This is a genomic window from Ignavibacterium sp. (assembly GCF_025998815.1).
Taxonomy (GTDB): Bacteria; Bacteroidota; Ignavibacteria; order Ignavibacteriales; family Ignavibacteriaceae; genus Ignavibacterium.
Map to the genome: position 1 here is coordinate 2,087,974 of NZ_AP026678.1, position 14,348 is coordinate 2,102,321.

At 35.5% G+C, this 14,348-nt stretch carries 12 protein-coding genes; 6 read left to right on the forward strand and 6 right to left on the reverse strand.

Annotated features, from left to right (window positions below; genetic code table 11):
- Nucleotides 1–27 precede the first annotated feature (27 nt).
- On the reverse strand, nt 28–972 hold the full coding sequence (arcC, locus tag Q0X14_RS09050; protein ID WP_297837302.1) for a carbamate kinase: 945 nt from the start codon (nt 970–972) through the stop codon (nt 28–30).
- A 97-nt stretch (nt 973–1,069) separates the two neighbouring features.
- On the opposite strand from arcC, the gene aat reads away from it, so the two are divergent.
- Nucleotides 1,070–1,669: a leucyl/phenylalanyl-tRNA--protein transferase gene (gene aat, locus Q0X14_RS09055; protein WP_297837305.1), complete on the forward strand. Its 600-nt coding sequence runs from the start codon at nt 1,070–1,072 to the stop codon at nt 1,667–1,669.
- A gap of 194 nt (nt 1,670–1,863) precedes the next feature.
- Here aat and Q0X14_RS09060 read toward each other — a convergent pair whose 3' ends face one another.
- Nucleotides 1,864–3,054, reverse strand: coding sequence for a Xaa-Pro peptidase family protein (locus Q0X14_RS09060; RefSeq protein ID WP_297837308.1), 1,191 nt, complete (start codon nt 3,052–3,054; stop codon nt 1,864–1,866).
- A 340-nt stretch (nt 3,055–3,394) separates the two neighbouring features.
- Between Q0X14_RS09060 and gdhA (Q0X14_RS09065) the strand changes: the two genes are divergently transcribed.
- Entirely contained in the window at nt 3,395–4,738 is a 1,344-nt protein-coding gene (gene gdhA / locus Q0X14_RS09065) for an NADP-specific glutamate dehydrogenase (RefSeq protein ID WP_297837311.1), read from the forward strand.
- A gap of 449 nt (nt 4,739–5,187) precedes the next feature.
- On the opposite strand, the gene Q0X14_RS09070 is transcribed toward gdhA (Q0X14_RS09065), so the two are convergent.
- Entirely contained in the window at nt 5,188–5,487 is a 300-nt protein-coding gene (locus tag Q0X14_RS09070) for a T9SS type A sorting domain-containing protein (RefSeq protein ID WP_297837313.1), read from the reverse strand.
- A 124-nt stretch (nt 5,488–5,611) separates the two neighbouring features.
- Nucleotides 5,612–6,802 (reverse strand): Xaa-Pro peptidase family protein, encoded by a 1,191-nt coding sequence (locus tag Q0X14_RS09075; RefSeq protein WP_297837315.1) that lies wholly within the window; start codon nt 6,800–6,802, stop codon nt 5,612–5,614.
- A 339-nt stretch (nt 6,803–7,141) separates the two neighbouring features.
- Here Q0X14_RS09075 and gdhA (Q0X14_RS09080) point away from each other — a divergent pair, with 339 nt between their 5' ends.
- Nucleotides 7,142–8,485 (forward strand): NADP-specific glutamate dehydrogenase, encoded by a 1,344-nt coding sequence (gene gdhA, locus Q0X14_RS09080; RefSeq protein WP_297837317.1) that lies wholly within the window; start codon nt 7,142–7,144, stop codon nt 8,483–8,485.
- A gap of 436 nt (nt 8,486–8,921) precedes the next feature.
- On the opposite strand, the gene Q0X14_RS09085 is transcribed toward gdhA (Q0X14_RS09080), so the two are convergent.
- On the reverse strand, nt 8,922–10,154 hold the full coding sequence (locus Q0X14_RS09085) for a M14 family zinc carboxypeptidase (protein ID WP_297837320.1): 1,233 nt from the start codon (nt 10,152–10,154) through the stop codon (nt 8,922–8,924).
- Between the two features lie 112 nt (nt 10,155–10,266).
- Here Q0X14_RS09085 and Q0X14_RS09090 point away from each other — a divergent pair, with 112 nt between their 5' ends.
- Together Q0X14_RS09090 and Q0X14_RS09095 are read left to right on the forward strand one after the other, a co-directional pair.
- A complete protein-coding gene (locus tag Q0X14_RS09090; protein WP_297837322.1) occupies nt 10,267–10,809 on the forward strand; it encodes a hypothetical protein in 543 nt (180 codons plus the stop codon).
- A gap of 34 nt (nt 10,810–10,843) precedes the next feature.
- Nucleotides 10,844–11,644, forward strand: a complete 801-nt coding sequence (locus Q0X14_RS09095; protein ID WP_297837324.1) for an energy transducer TonB — start codon at nt 10,844–10,846, stop codon at nt 11,642–11,644.
- 4 nt (nt 11,645–11,648) lie between these two features.
- Here the strand turns inward: Q0X14_RS09095 and Q0X14_RS09100 are convergent, their stop codons facing one another.
- Nucleotides 11,649–12,776 (reverse strand): 4-phosphoerythronate dehydrogenase, encoded by a 1,128-nt coding sequence (locus Q0X14_RS09100; RefSeq protein ID WP_297837326.1) that lies wholly within the window; start codon nt 12,774–12,776, stop codon nt 11,649–11,651.
- Nucleotides 12,777–12,910: 134 nt separating this feature from the next.
- Between Q0X14_RS09100 and mgtE the strand changes: the two genes are divergently transcribed.
- The gene (gene mgtE / locus Q0X14_RS09105) at nt 12,911–14,290 is read left to right on the forward strand and encodes a magnesium transporter (protein ID WP_297837328.1); all 1,380 of its coding nucleotides are present in this window, start codon (nt 12,911–12,913) and stop codon (nt 14,288–14,290) included.
- Nucleotides 14,291–14,348: the final 58 nt, after the last annotated feature.

The following is a 14,348-nucleotide window of genomic DNA, read 5'->3' on the forward strand; positions in this document are numbered from 1 at the left end:
CCATAATTATTTTTTGAAATTTCTTAATTAGTCCGGAATTATTCTCGTTCCACAAGCCGGATCACCAAGTTGAGTTGATTCAGTAATAACAGTTTCTTTTCCACCATTCTCAACAAAACTTAATGCCGCAAGAATTTTTGGTCCCATACTTCCGGCACCAAATTCCCCTGCCTCATAATATTTTTTTGCGTCAGAAACTTTAATGAAATCCAGTTGCTGCTGATTAGGTTTATTAAAATTAATATAAACTTTTGGGACATCAGTTAAGATAAAAAATTCATCAGCTTCAATTTCATTCGCAAGTAAAGCTGACGCAAGGTCTTTATCAATTACGGCTTCAACTCCGTGAAGCATTTTATTTTTATCCTGATAAACAGGAATTCCGCCTCCACCAGCGGCAATAACTATGTTTCCTTTTCTAACAAGTTCTTTAATTATTTTTTTATTGATTATATCTTTTGGCTGAGGTGATGCAACAACTCTTCGCCAACCTCTTTTACGGGCATCTTCTTTGAACACAAAATTATTAATTCTTGCAAGCAGATCAGCTTCTTCTTTCAGATAAAAAGGACCAATTGGTTTAGATGGGTTTTCAAAAGCAGGATCATCTTTGTCAACAAGAACCTGAGTAACAAGTGTTACAACATTTTTTCTTAATTTATTTTCGGTCAGAATATTTTTCATCTGCCGTTCAATCATATAACCGATTCCACCCTGCGAATCAGCCACACAAATATCCAGAGGCATTTTGGGAATCTTATAAGTGTTGTAACCAGCTTCATTACGAAGCATTATGTTACCAACCTGAGGACCATTACCGTGAGTTATTACTAAGTTATAATCTTGTTTAAGAAGCTTAATGAGGTTAATACAAGTGTCGTAAGTGTTTTTTTCCTGCTGTTGGATTGTTCCGATTTCGTTTCCGCGAAGGAGTGCATTGCCGCCTAATGCAACCACAGCTGTTTTGCGCATAAAAATCCTTTTTATTCATTAGCAACATTGACAAAATTTTTTTAGAATTACATTGTAAACTTAAATAAGCTTGAACTGAAATAAAATCAGATTTGATATGGTCGAAAAGAACAATGAACTCCTGAAATCAATGTTACAACCGGATAATATGATCCGGCTTTATGCAAGCGGTGCATTCCCGATGGCAGATGATTCCGGACAAATAAACTGGTATATGCCAGAAATCAGAACGATTATTCCTCTTGATAATTTTAATATTCCACGCTCTGCACGGAAAACAATTGAAAAGCAGAAATTTGAAATAAAATTTGACAATGATTATTTAAGCGTTATAAAAGGTTGTGCAGATAGACCATCAACCTGGATTTCGGATGAGCTTATTGTGGCTTACCGGAGATTACACAAGCGAGGTTATCTCCATACAGTTGAAACATATCAGAATGGAAAGCTTGTTGGTGGCTTGTATGGTATTACATTCCGTGGTGCATTCTTTGGTGAGTCGATGTTTTCCAAAGTCTCTCAGGCGTCTAAAGCCGCTTTAATTGCTTTGCTTAATCATCTCAAAGAGAAAGATTTTGTTCTGCTTGATGTTCAGTATATGACAGAGCATCTGAGAATGTTTGGAGCAATCGAGATTTCGTGGGAAGAATACAGCTCACTTCTGCAAAAAGCTTATCTCTCAGGTTGTAGTTTTTAGGTATGAGGTATATAGAGGTAAGGTATAAGGGAATAAGGTATATGGAATAATTTTTATTTAATTCATCCATTCAATTTTACCTACCGAATGTAGTCATTCGTTCATAAATAAAATCATTCAATATTTCAATCCAATGAAAATTTATGGGATCGAATATTCAAGTAATGACTCAATCGTTAAAAGGTTATTAAGTTTTATTTAATTAAAATCAATTCCTTCTGCGGTGGAGAAAGAAATTCGCATCCGTCTTTGGTTATTACAACCTCTTCTTCAATTGTGGAAACACCATAACCTTCAACCGGTAAACGCGGTTCAATCGTGAATACTTGTCTTTCTTCTAATTTCATAAATGGAGTGTTACCATATCTTTCCCAACGAGGAAAAAGTCCTGCCCCGCCATCGTGTACTTCTCTTCCCACCTGATGACCAAGTCCATGCGGATATTCAGGATAACCCTTATCAGTAATATAATTTCTGGCAATATCATCCATTTCAACACCAGTTACACCAGGTTTAATTGCATCTGAAACTTTTTGTATCGCATCACGAATCACTTCAAATCCTTTTTGAACTTCTGCCGGTGCTTTTGTTTCTCCATCACGTAAAACATACCAGGTTCTTTGTAAATCGGAACAATAACCTTTGTACTTAATTCCAAAGTCCATATTAACCAAGTGTCCCTTTTCAATTTTTCTGTCAGTCGGTCCCGAATGAGCACTTGCCGGATTTGGTCCTGTAAACACAGCTGGACAGGTTTCTTCATCCCACGCTGGCTGAAATCCTTTTTCTTTCATTAATTTCTTCACATACTCAGCAACATCTTTTTCTGTTAGTCCCGGCTTAATAAACTTTGTAACAGCATCAAAAATTTTCAGAGTTTCTGTTATTGCTTCCTTCATTATAGACAATTCAGAATCTGATTTTCTACCTCTGAGAGCTGAGATAATTTCTTCAGCACTTACTAATCTGTTCTTAAATTCAGTTCCATCCAGATAATCATTTAGCAAAAGATACATTCCATAAGTTAATCCATCTGACAGAACAGAATTTTTAGAGTAATTAATCGCGATGCTTTTTGGATTTTTACCATTCAAATATTCGAGCAAAGGTTCTTTAACAGACTTAACATATCCAATTACTTTCTGATATAATCCTGTCTTAACGATATTTTCTTCCTCAATGCTTCCGACAATCGCGGCTGTTTCACCATCTCTGTTTATTATAAAAGCAGATTGCCAGGTTGAATGTTCGCCAACAATCATATCAATCATAGGATCTTTGGTTACTTTTGTTTCGCGGACGAAAGTCATCCACATATCAATATTTTTTTCGTTAAGAATTTCAATTGCCTGCTGGATTTTTTCTTTTATAATCTGGTTTGACATTTTAACCTCAAAAATTTAGATAATTTGCTGATTCAAAATTATTGATTTAACTGACCACTTGCTATCAGTTTAACTAAAAATAAACTTGAAAATAATCACACAGAGCAGAGTATAATTAGACTTTTCTTAGGTTTTTATAGCTGCAAAATCTAATTTTGATATACGAATAATTTTAGTTTATTGATAATGACAGCAGTAAAAGAACACAAATATCAGGGGAAATTCCAATGCTAAAATTTTCTGTTGTCATTCATCATTTCACAACGACTTCCGACATTTCTCCAGATAATCAATTCAAAAAAATCACAACAATGTTTAACATAAAAAATAAGAGGTTAATATGGCTTCTGAATATGTAATGAAAATATTGGCTGATGTTAAAGCCAAAAATCCAAACGAACCAGAATTCCATCAGGCAGTTGAAGAAGTTCTTGAATCACTTGATTTGGTTCTTCAGCGACATCCTGAATACCGCTCACTTAAAATAGTAGAAAGAATGGTAGAACCTGAAAGAGTTATAATGTTCCGCGTTCCGTGGATGGACGATCAGGGACAAATTCATATCAACCGCGGATACAGAATAGAAATGAATAGTGCAATCGGACCATACAAAGGTGGTTTGAGATTTCACCCGTCAGTTACTCTGGGCATCTTAAAATTTTTAGCATTCGAACAAGTTTTCAAGAATTCTCTTACAACTCTTCCGATGGGTGGTGGTAAAGGCGGTAGTGATTTCGATCCTAAAGGAAAATCTGATAATGAAATAATGAGATTCTGCCAGAGCTTTATGACAGAACTTTTCCGTCACATTGGTCCGAATACAGATGTTCCTGCTGGTGATATCGGAGTTGGAACAAGAGAAATCGGTTATCTCTTCGGACAGTATAAAAGATTAACAAATGAATTTACCGGCGTATTAACAGGCAAAGGGATTAATTGGGGTGGCTCTCTGATTCGTCCTGAAGCGACCGGATTTGGTGTTGTTTATTTCGCTAACGAAATGCTTAAAACAAAGGGACAAAGCTTTGAAGGAAAAACCGTTGCAGTTTCCGGCTTTGGTAATGTTGCCTGGGGCGCTGTTCAGAAAGTAACTGAACTTGGTGGAAAAGTTGTAACCCTTTCCGGACCAGATGGATATGTTTATGATCCTGATGGAGTTAAAGGCGAAAAAATTGATTATATGCTTAAACTTCGAGCAAGCAATAAAGATGCAGTTGAAGATTATGCTAAAGAATTCAAAGTTCAGTTCTTCCCCGGTAAAAAACCATGGGAAGTAAAAGTTGATGTTGCTTTGCCTTGCGCAACTCAGAATGAAATCCATGAAAAGGATGCAAGAGAACTTGTAAAGAATGGCTGCATTTGTGTATGCGAAGGTGCTAACATGCCAACTACAATTGAAGCATATAAAGTATTTATGGAAGCCGGAATTCTTTATGCACCTGGCAAAGCTTCTAATGCTGGTGGTGTTGCAACCAGTGGTTTGGAAATGACACAGAACAGTATGAGATTACCTTGGAGTCGGGAAGAAGTTGACAAAAAACTTCATGAAATAATGGTTAGAATACATAATACTTGTCTGGCAACTGCAGAGAAATATGGAACTCCGGGTAATTATGTTAACGGTGCAAACATTGCGGGATTCTTAAAAGTAGCTGATGCAATGATTGACCAGGGACTTGTTTAATAGAATTCTGATTGGATCAAATTAAAGGCGATTCTCACGAGTCGCCTTTTTTGTTTTGTAAAAAATCTTCTCGCGCACCTTCTCGATGACCTTAGTGCTCATTGTGGTTAAAGTTCTTTTTCACCGCAAGGAACGCTAAGATCTTTATGATCGGTTATGTTCTTAACTGATCTTAATAAATCAGTGTACCATTATCTTAATTACACGGCGCTGAGTTACTGCTCGCCGTTGATGTTCTTCCGTTCAGTGTCCGACAAGGTTGCTGCCGTTAAAGTTTACTGTAAATACTTTTATACTTAGTTGTTATCGGGAAATTGTTTTTGGGAAGTGGGTTGTAGGTGAATGAAATTCTTTGTGATACTTTGTGTTATACTTAGTGCGACTTGGTGGTTGATTTATTTTTTTACCACTAACTTCACAAAGTACTTCACTAAGGAACACGAAAATTTTTATCTCATCAATATCATCTTTTTCGTTTGTGTGAAGTTACCCGCTTGCAATCGATAAAAATATACTCCGCTGGATAAGTCGGTTGCATTGAATTCTACTTCATAATATCCGGGTTCTTTTTGTTCGTTTACTAATGTTGTTACTTCGTTACCAAGGATGTCGTAAACTTTTAATGTTACAAGATTCCTCGCTCCGCTCGGAATGACAAATGCAATTTTATAGTTTTTAGGTATGAGGTATATAGAGGTAAGGTATAAGGGAATAAGGTATATGGAATAATTTTTATTTAATTCATCCATTCAATTTTACCTACCGAATGTAGTCATTCGTTCATAAATAAAATCATTCAATATTTCAATCCAATGAAAATTTATGGGATCGAATATTCAAGTAATGACTCAATCGTTAAAAGGTTATTAAGTTTTATTTAATTAAAATCAATTCCTTCTGCGGTGGAGAAAGAAATTCGCATCCGTCTTTGGTTATTACAACCTCTTCTTCAATTGTGGAAACACCATAACCTTCAACCGGTAAACGCGGTTCAATCGTGAATACTTGTCTTTCTTCTAATTTCATAAATGGAGTGTTACCATATCTTTCCCAACGAGGAAAAAGTCCTGCCCCGCCATCGTGTACTTCTCTTCCCACCTGATGACCAAGTCCATGCGGATATTCAGGATAACCCTTATCAGTAATATAATTTCTGGCAATATCATCCATTTCAACACCAGTTACACCAGGTTTAATTGCATCTGAAACTTTTTGTATCGCATCACGAATCACTTCAAATCCTTTTTGAACTTCTGCCGGTGCTTTTGTTTCTCCATCACGTAAAACATACCAGGTTCTTTGTAAATCGGAACAATAACCTTTGTACTTAATTCCAAAGTCCATATTAACCAGGTGTCCCTTTTCAATTTTTCTGTCAGTCGGTCCTGAATGAGCACTTGCCGGATTTGGTCCTGTAAACACAGCTGGACAGGTTTCTTCATCCCACGCTGGTTGAAATCCTTTTTCTTTCATTAATTTCTTCACATACTCAGCAACATCTTTTTCTGTTAGTCCCGGCTTAATAAACTTTGTAACAGCATCAAAAATTTTCAGAGTTTCTGTTATTGCTTCCTTCATTATAGACAATTCAGAATCTGATTTTCTACCTCTGAGAGCTGAGATAATTTCTTCAGCACTTACTAATCTGTTCTTAAATTCAGTTCCATCTAAATAATCATTTAGCAAAAGAAACATTCCATAAGTTAATCCATCTGACAGAACAGAATTTTTAGAGTAATTAATCGCGATGCTTTTTGGATTTTTACCATTCAAATATTCGAGCAAAGGTTCTTTAACAGACTTAACATATCCAATTACTTTCTGATATAATCCTGTCTTAACGATATTTTCTTCCTCAATGCTTCCGACAATCGCGGCTGTTTCACCATCTCTGTTTATTATAAAAGCAGATTGCCAGGTTGAATGTTCGCCAACAATCATATCAATCATAGGATCTTTGGTTACTTTTGTTTCGCGGACTAAAGTCATCCACATATCAATATTTTTTTCGTTAAGAATTTCAATTGCCTGCTGGATTTTTTCTTTTATAATCTGGTTTGACATTTTAACCTCAATAATTTAGATAATTTGCTGATTCAAAATTATTGATTTAACTGACCACTTGCTATCAGTTTAACTAAAAATAAACTTGAAAATAATCACACAGAGCAGAGTATAATGTTACTTTTCTTAGGTTTTTATAGCTGCAAAATCTAATTTTGATATACAAATAATTTTAGTTTATTTATAATGACAGCAGTAAAAGAACACAAATATCAGGGGAAATTCCAATGCTAAAATTTTCTGTTGTCATTCATCATTTCACAACGACTTCCGACATTTCTCCAGATAATCAATTCAAAAAATCACAACAATGTTTAACATAAAAAATAAGAGGTTAATATGGCTTCTGAATATGTAATGAAAATATTGGCTGATGTTAAAGCCAAAAATCCAAACGAACCAGAATTCCATCAGGCAGTTGAGGAAGTTCTTGAATCACTTGATTTGGTTCTTCAGCGACATCCTGAATATCGCTCACTTAAAATAGTAGAAAGAATGGTAGAACCTGAAAGAGTTATAATGTTCCGCGTTCCATGGATGGATGATCAGGGACAAATTCATATCAACCGTGGATACAGAATAGAAATGAATAGTGCAATCGGACCATACAAAGGTGGTTTGAGATTTCACCCTTCGGTCACTCTGGGCATCTTAAAGTTTTTAGCTTTCGAACAAGTTTTCAAGAATTCTCTTACAACACTTCCGATGGGTGGTGGTAAAGGCGGTAGTGATTTCGATCCTAAAGGAAAATCTGATAATGAAATAATGAGATTCTGCCAGAGCTTTATGACAGAACTTTTCCGTCACATTGGTCCGAACACAGATGTTCCTGCTGGTGATATCGGGGTTGGAACAAGAGAAATTGGCTATCTCTTCGGACAGTATAAAAGATTAACAAATGAATTTACAGGCGTATTAACAGGAAAAGGAATTAATTGGGGTGGCTCTCTGATTCGTCCTGAAGCGACCGGATTTGGTGTCGTTTATTTCGCTAACGAAATGCTTAAAACAAAGGGACAAAGCTTTGAAGGAAAAACCGTTGCAGTTTCCGGCTTTGGTAATGTTGCCTGGGGCGCTGTTCAGAAAGTAACTGAACTTGGTGGAAAAGTTGTAACCCTTTCCGGACCAGATGGATATGTTTATGATCCTGATGGAGTTAAAGGGGAAAAAATTGATTATATGCTTAAACTTCGAGCAAGCAATAAAGATGCAGTTGAAGATTATGCTAAAGAATTCAAAGTTCAGTTCTTCCCCGGTAAAAAACCCTGGGAAGTAAAAGTTGATGTTGCTTTGCCTTGCGCAACTCAGAATGAAATCCTTGAAAAGGATGCAAGAGAACTTGTAAAGAATGGCTGCATTTGTGTATGCGAAGGTGCTAATATGCCAACTACAATTGAAGCATATAAAGTATTTATGGAAGCCGGAATTCTTTATGCACCTGGCAAAGCTTCTAATGCTGGTGGTGTTGCAACCAGTGGCTTGGAAATGACACAGAACAGTATGAGATTACCTTGGAGTCGGGAAGAAGTTGATAAAAAACTTCATGAAATAATGATTAGAATACATAATACTTGTCTGGCAACTGCAGAGAAATATGGAACTCCGGGTAATTATGTTAACGGTGCAAACATTGCAGGATTCTTAAAAGTAGCTGATGCAATGATTGATCAGGGACTTGTTTAATAAATTTTGATTGGATCAAATAAAAGGCGATTCTCACGAGTCGCCTTTTTTGTTTTGTAAAAATCTTCTCGATAACCTTAGTGCTCATTTTGGTTAAATTTCTTTTTCACCACAAGGAACGCTAAGATCTTTATGATCGGTTATGATCTTAACTGATCTTAATAAATCAGTGTACCATTATCTTAATTACACGGCGCTGAGTTACTGCTCGCCGTTGATGTTCTTCCGTTTAGTGTCCAGACAAGATTACTGCCGTTAAAGTTTACTGTAAATACTTTTATACTTAGTTGTTATCGGGAAATTGTTTTTGGGAAGTGGGTTGTAGGTAAATGAAATTCTTTGTGATACTTTGTGTTATACTTAGTGCGACTTGGTGGTTGATTTATTTTTTTACCACTAACTTCACAAAGTACTTCACTAAGGAACACAAAAATTTTTATCTCATCAATATCATCTTTTTCGTTTGTGTGAAGTTACCCGCTTGCAATCGATAAAAATATACTCCGCTGGATAATGAAGAATTTACAGTTAATAAAGTTGAATGATAACCAGCTTCAAAATATCCATTAATAATTGTTTCAATTTCTCTTCCCATTAAATCGTATAGTTTGATTGTTTGCCAACTGCTTACTGGCGACTGCCAACTGATTTTCGTAGTAGGATTAAATGGATTTGGGTAGTTCTGCTCAAGAGTAAATTCACTCGGAATTGAATTGTCTGATAATTCAACTTCGGTTGGAATATTCATATAATCCATTACTCCGCGAAGGATAGCCTTGGCAGTAACATTAAAATTACCAGTGCCACTGCATTGATACATATCTTCATAAGTTAAAGCCATAACACTTTCACCGTGATAATACCAGAACCAACTTTCAGGATATTTCATTGGATTCCCACCAGTCCAGCTTACATAATAATTCCACGGTTCTATCCCTGTCGGATAATAGGATCTGACTCCTTCAATAAATTGTTGCTGCATAACCGCAAACTGTGGCGAAGTTCCGGTTGAATCGTGATAAACAAAATATCTTTTACACAACGATGATGAATGCATATTGAGTTCAACTTCAATAGGATTTGGTGATGCCATAAGTTCTGTGAATCTTGCTTTTAATGCAGCAACTTCAGGCTCATTGGGAAAGGTAAACCAATTACTTTCAAGATCAACATTGTTGGCATTTCTTCTTGGATATCCAAGCTCAACTCCATCAGGATTATACATAGGCACAATATAGAACACACAATTTTCTCTCACAGTTTGTGCAAATGAATTTTCGGTCAATAGTATTTTTATTATTTCTTTAGTCACCCAAAATCCCTCCGTCTCCTGAGGGTGGGTTCTTGCATGAATGTAAACAGTTCTTTTACCAGCAATGTTATTCGGGTCGGATGTAATTGTTAATTGCCACAATGGTCTGCCCTGCACACTTAATCCTATCGAGTCAATTTTCACATAAGGACTTTGTCGCCAGATTTCAAGATCAGTCAGCAGACTATCATAACTGTAACCCCAATTATCTATGGAGTTAACTTGACTCTCTGACTCAGGAGGAAATCCACATTTATCCATTTTAACAAAATTTCCGTCAACCAGTTGTAAGTCCTGTGAATAAAGAAACGAAGAAATAAAGAAAAACATTAAGTGAATTGTAATCAGTTTCGTCATTATTATTTTCCTTTTATTATCCCGAAATAATATCAACTAAAAATTAACTTGTCTTTTCATCTAAACAAACACTATGAGTATTTTTAAATGAGAATTATAAGGATAAATTTTAATGTCAGACGAATTCAATAAAGAGCTTCAGCAAAGTTTAAGAAAAGCTAAACCTTATTCTCAGACTTCGGAAATTAAAAAGTGGCTTCCGTCAATAATAATTTTACCAATCGCTATTTACTGGACATTAAATCGCGGTAAGTACGGTTTAATTGATAATGTTGATCTGGTAATTCACGAAGCAGGTCATTTGTTCTTTATGTTTTTCGGTAAGTTTATTTATACACTTGGTGGAACACTGATGCAGATAATTCTTCCTTCATTAATTGCATTTACTTTTTTCAGAAATAACTACAGAACCGGAATTCAATTCGGATTACTTTGGTTAGGACAAAATTTCATCAACATAAGTGTTTATGCTGCTGACGCACAGGCAAGAAAACTTCCGCTGCTTGGCGGTAATAAAGTTTATCACGACTGGCATTATATGCTTGGTGAACTTGGAATACTTGAATATGATTTTGTCGTCGGTTATATATTCTATGGAATTGCCATTCTGATTTTTATTCTTACTGTTTTACTGCCTCTAATAATTAAGGATTAAATCTTATCTTTGCCCCGAAAAATTTTTCTAATAGATGAAGTTAATACTTACAACATTTTTATTCTTATTCGGATTAAATGTCTTTCCTCAGCAGGATAGCATTGTTAATTATTTTCCTGACGGGAAAATTGAATCAATCATTCACACTTATAATGGAGTTCGGGAAGGAACTGCACTATTTTATTATGAGAATGGAAACATTAAAGAAGAAAGAAATTACTCGAAGGATAAAGTTGAAGGAATTGTGAAGATTTACTATCCGAATGGAAATCTTAAAGAAATGTTCAATATAGAAAATGGAAGAAGAGAAGGTCCTGCTTCATATTTTGATTCATCAGGAGTTCACATTGAAGATGTTTTTTTCTCTGAGGGATTCCGGAAAGATCAGGAGTTTACTCTTATTGGTGAATACAGATATGAAGATTATCTGAAGTTGCTTGAAGAATGGAAACAAAGGCAGGAAGAGAAAAAGAAAAAATCTGATGATATGCCGCCTGAGCAAATTGACGAAAAAAATTTTGATGACGATCCCGCTTATTTTGTTAATGCTGAAGTAATGCCCGAACCAATTGGTGGAATGAATACCATTTACAGGAAACTTACTTATCCTGAAGAGGCACGAAGAAAAAAAATAGAAGGAACTGTTAAAGTTCTCGCATTTATTGAAAAAGACGGAGAAGTTTCCAACGCAACGGTTGTTGAAGGCATTGGTTATGGTTGTGATGAAGTTGCTCGCCTGGCAGTTTACTATACAAGATTTAAACCCGGACTAATGAAAGGCAAGCGAGTTAAAGTTCAAATGACAATCCCGGTTGAATTCAAATTGAATCGCTAAGTTGCTAAATAATTTTAAATCTCATTCCTTCAAATATTTTTTTCATCTCCAATGAATTGGTTTTAATAAAATAGTTATTGAATTCTCTTCTCAGCGGATAATATTTTCTGAGCGTATCAAAATATTTTATCCGGTCTTCCCTGCCGAAGTAAAGCATTTTTTTCATCTGTAAATCATCCGCCTCAATATTATAAATTCTGCTTAGTAAATAATAAAACTCTCCTTCATCAAAATGATTATTAGTATACGGTAAAATGTTGTTCTCAACTTCCGGCAGCACAAAATCAAAATTATAATCAGATTTAAGAAAATTATTCAATGCATTAAAAATCATAATTGTGCCGTTAATTTTTCCTTCCAAACTGTAGCCGGCAATATGAGGTGTTGCGATTTTAACTTTTTCAAGCAACGACAAATCAACATCAGGTTCATTTTCCCACACATCAAGAATTAGATTAAGATTTTTATTTGTAATGATTTTTCGCAGGGAAACATTATCGATTACAGCGCCTCGTGAAGTATTGATAAGAATTGCGCCGTCTTTTAATTTCTTAAGATTATCTTCATTTAACAAATGATATGTTTTATCATCCCCTTCAATAGTCAAAGGAACATGAAGTGTTACAATGTCGCATTGCAGAGCTTCATCAAGGGAGTAAAATTTTTCTTGCGGATTCTTTCTTTCAAGTGGTGGATCGTTTTTCAGAACTTTTAATCCAAGTAATTCAGAAAATTTTGCTACTTTACTTCCAACATTTCCAACTCCAATTATTCCAATTGATTTATCCTGGAGAGAAATTTTTTCTTCGCTGCAAACTTTCATTAAAGCTGTAAGAAAATATTCTGCAACTGCAAAAGCATTGCAACCTTTTGCGTCTGCAAATGTGATGTTGCGGGATTTTAAATAATTTAAATCAATATGGTCAGTACCAATTGTGGCAGTACCAACAAATTTAACTGCAGTTTCATCAAGAAGGTTTTCATCAACATTAGTTACAGATCGAACAATCAGGATATCGGTATCTTTTAATACTTCTCTTGTAATATCTCTTCCGGCAAGAAGAACTGTTTCACCAAAATGTGAAAAAGCTTCTCTGGCAAAGGCAATATTTTCATCAACAACTAATTTCATTTTTATATCACAAGAGAATATACATAAATTTACAATTGTGATTTGAATAAGTTAAAATTATTTTTGCACACCAATAAGAAAAATCTTTAGCCACGAAATATGTAAACTTTCAATCCAAAAATAAGGATTTCCAGATGCTAAGCAGATTGTTACAACCAGAAATAAAGTCTCTCATTGAGGAGAGAAAACTTAGCATCTTAAAGGAAATTCTTCAGGATTGGACTCCAGCCGATATTGCTGAACTTCTGATTGACCTCGATGAAAAAGAAAGAGTAATAATTTTCCGGCTTCTTCATACCGAATTAGCTGCTGATACTTTTGAGTATCTCGACTTTGACACTCAAATGGATTTGCTTAAGGCAATGGGTAACGAAGAGGTAGCAGCAATTCTGAATGAAATGGATCCGGATGATAGAACAGCTTTGTTTGAAGAACTTCCTGCATCTGCTACAAAACAGTTAATTCAGCTTCTTTCACCTGAAGAAAGAAAACTTGCAGTAACACTACTCGGATATCCGGAAAACAGCGTCGGAAGATTAATGACGCCGGATTACATCGCTGTAAAACCGGATTGGACGATTCAACAAACTTTAGATTACATTCGTGAAAATGGAAAGAACAAAGAAACATTAAACATTCTCTATGTGGTTGATGATAAAGGAAAACTAATTGATGATATTAAAATCCGTGAAATCCTTCTTGCTCCACTCGATTCGAGAATAGCTGACCTGATGGATGAAAATTATGTTTCGCTTAATGTATATGACGATCAGGAAAAAGCTGTTGAAATGTTTCGGAAGTATGACAGAGTGGCTTTACCTGTTGTTGATCATAGCGGAAACTTAATCGGAATAGTTACATTCGATGATGTAATGGATGTTGCTGTTGAAGAAACAACTGAAGATATTCAGAAGCAGGCAGCAGTTGAAGTTTTAGATGAACCTTATCCGACTATTCCAATTCTGAAAATGATTAAGAAAAGAGCCGGCTGGCTTTCGGTTCTGTTTATTGGAGAAATGTTTACAGCATCTGCAATGGCTGTGTTCGAAGAAGAAATTGCAAGAGCAGTTGTGCTCGCCTTATTCGTTCCTTTGATTATTTCAAGTGGTGGTAATTCTGGTTCTCAGGCAGCTACTCTTGTCGTTCGCGCTATGGCTTTGGGAGAAGTTACTCTGAAAGACTGGTTTCTTGTTATCAGAAGAGAACTTTTAACAGGATTATCTCTGGGACTTATTCTGGCTACAATCGGTTTTATCAGAATTTATATTTGGCAAATGGCTTCACATATTTACGGCGAACATTGGTTTTATGTTGCCATAACTGTTTCTCTTTCTTTAATTGGAGTTGTTCTTTGGGGAACAGTCACCGGCTCTACGCTTCCCTTCATATTAAAACGACTCGGCTTTGACCCTGCCTCTTCATCAGCTCCATTTGTTGCAACATTAGTGGATGTAACAGGAATTGTTATTTACTTTACAGTTGCAATGTTTATTCTTGGTGGAAGATTACTGTAAATACCTCATAAAAACCTATTCGGAATATTTTTATATTTGCCAAAGCTATTAATAACAA